Here is a 1,491-nt window from a genome sequence, read left to right as displayed (position 1 = left end):
GTGATTGAGCATGTGTGCGACTCGTATACTTACCCCAGTGCGGGGGACGGCCCTTGTCCCCCCATCACCCGACCCGGAGGAAGACCGTCGTGACAGCAGCACGAAGCGGTGACAGCGCAGCCGAGCTCATGACCGCGTTCACCGCTGTGGTGCGCGCGAACGCGAGCCTGGTGAGTCAGCTGAGCGCTCGCGCGGGCGTGCACGAGAACGCGCTCCGGGCCATGGTGCTCATCAGCGACACCGGGTACTCCACGCCGACCGAGGTCGCCGGGTACCTGGGGCTGACCTCCGGTGCGGTGACGAACATGATCGACCGGATGAGCGCCGCCGGGCTCCTCGAGCGCGCACCGAACCCGGCCGATCGCCGAGGATCACTGCTGCGGCTGCTGCCCCCGGGCCATGTCGTCGTGTCGGACTACCAGGAGCGGTACGCGGCGATGCTCCGGGCCGTCGACGGGGCGCACAAGGGTGAACTGCACGAGGTGCTCAACGACCTGGCGACGAGTCTGTACGAGCAGGCTGCCGCTGCGTCCTGACCTTCCTGGTGGGGACCGAGGGTCTACCTGGCGAGGACCGCCCGTTCCTCGGTCGAGGTGAGGCCAGCACGGCGTTCCCGATCCGTCCCGCGGGCACGCTCGTCCTCGAACACCCGCACGACGGTGTCCCGGAGGGGTCTGGTCACCCCGCCGGCGTCGGTGAACGCCACTGCGGAGCGCTGCGCGAACCCCGCGTCCGACACCGGGATCCACAGGGGGAGTGATCGGGGGCCCGCCCAGTAGGCCACGTCGTGTGCAAGCAGGACGTCGTCGTCGACCGCGACGAGTTCGTCGTCGAACCCGGTGACCTCCGCCACGCACCGCAGGAAGTCGTGCAGCGGCACCGGTGCCCCGACAGCGTTGACCGTGCCGACGGACCCGTCGCGCCCCGCCCGGACGAGCCAGGAGGCGAGGTCCGCGACGTCGATCACCTGCACGAAGCGCTCCGCCGACGTCGGCACCAGCACGGGCCCGCCGCGATCGAGGCGTGCCGGCCAGTAGCCGAACAGGTCGCTGGGGTCACCCGGGCCGACGATCAACCCCGGGCGTGCGATGAGCAGCCGCGACCCGAGCCGGAGCCGCGTGGTGCGCTCGGCGAGGACCTTCGCGTCGGCGTAGGCGGACGGGTCCTTCGGCTCCACCAGCCGGGCGGACTCATCGGCGCCCGGTTCGTCGTTCTCCGCGTAGACGGAGACCGTGGACACCAGCGTCCAGTGGGCGGCCCGGTCGGCGAGGGCGTCGAGCGCCGGGGCGACGAGCTCGGGGGCGTGAGCGAGTTCGATGACCTCGTCCCAGGTGCCGGTGGCCGGTTCGTAGGCGCCGGGCAGGGACCGATACGCCTGGACGAAGCGTGCACCCTCGGGAATGCTGCCGGTGGTGCCCCGGGCGAGGCACGTGACGTCGGCACCCTCGAACAACAGCTCGTCGACGATCGTCCGTCCGAGCCAGCCGGTTC

The 1,491-nt window shown here is 71.2% G+C and carries 2 protein-coding genes; one reads left to right on the top strand and one right to left on the bottom strand.

Going from position 1 to position 1,491, the window contains the following annotated elements:
• Positions 1-89 precede the first annotated feature (89 nt).
• Complete coding sequence (locus BACI9J_RS24060) at positions 90-536, top strand: MarR family winged helix-turn-helix transcriptional regulator (RefSeq protein ID WP_139179589.1); 447 nt, start codon at positions 90-92, stop codon at positions 534-536.
• Between the two features lie 23 nt (positions 537-559).
• On the opposite strand, the gene BACI9J_RS24055 is transcribed toward BACI9J_RS24060, so the two are convergent.
• Positions 560-1,491 (bottom strand): NAD-dependent epimerase/dehydratase family protein (locus BACI9J_RS24055; RefSeq protein ID WP_159736809.1); only part of this gene is annotated, 932 nt, incomplete at its 5' end.

The organism is Arthrobacter sp. 9V, assembly GCF_902506065.1.
Classification (GTDB): Bacteria; Actinomycetota; Actinomycetes; order Actinomycetales; family Micrococcaceae; genus Arthrobacter.
Note: the sequence above shows the minus strand (reverse complement) of the source record. Positions and strands in the feature narration are given on the sequence as shown.